1 protein-coding gene is annotated in these 599 nt (G+C 62.4%); it reads right to left on the bottom strand.

The genetic code is table 11. The features are described from left to right. Positions 1–139 precede the first annotated feature (139 nt). Entirely contained in the window at positions 140–406 is a 267-nt protein-coding gene (locus tag ABEA43_RS67925) for a transposase (protein WP_345581661.1), read from the bottom strand. Positions 407–599: the final 193 nt, after the last annotated feature.

Raw genomic sequence — 599 nt, 5'->3', positions numbered from 1 at the left:
AAATCTTCGAAGTCGTGTTACTACACTCTCGGGCCTTCGTGACGCCCCGGAGCTCTCTGCAAGCCATCTACCAGCAGATTCTCCCAGCCCAGTCTCCACGTGTGACTACGAACTGCGGAACCCGGGTTCTCCTCACAAGCTATTTCCAGCAATAATCACCCTTACGCAAGATCTCCTTCTCCTCACGGAGAATCTTGTTCTCACGGCGCAGCCGGGCCAGCTCGTCCTTCTCGGCGCTGGTCAGGCCGTCCTGGCGGCGGCCGTCATCGAGGTCGGCCTGGCGCACCCAGGTGCGGATCGATTGCGCGGAGGGCTGGAACTCCTTGGCCAGTTCCTCCGGCGTCCATCCGGCGCGCACCAGCTCCACCATCTGCCGGCGAAACTCCGGCGGATAGTTGTTCGGCACAGCAGACTCCTTCTTCCGGGAACCAGGGTTCCCCAGAGGTCAGGTGTCCACCAAACCGGGTCAACTCCCAAGGCCAGGTAGTTAAGGTTTCTGGGCTGCTGGCAAGAGCGCCGAGGGGGTCGGCCCGGCGGTGTAGATGCCTGGCCCGATTTTGCAGATGAGCCGACCGTGGGCCCAGCGTGACAGCTGCCGA

This window comes from Nonomuraea rosea, assembly GCF_039539705.1.
Lineage (GTDB): Bacteria > Actinomycetota > Actinomycetes > Streptosporangiales > Streptosporangiaceae > Nonomuraea > Nonomuraea rosea.
The sequence above is the reverse complement of the archived record's forward strand: the minus strand, read 5'-3'. Positions and strand labels throughout refer to the sequence as shown.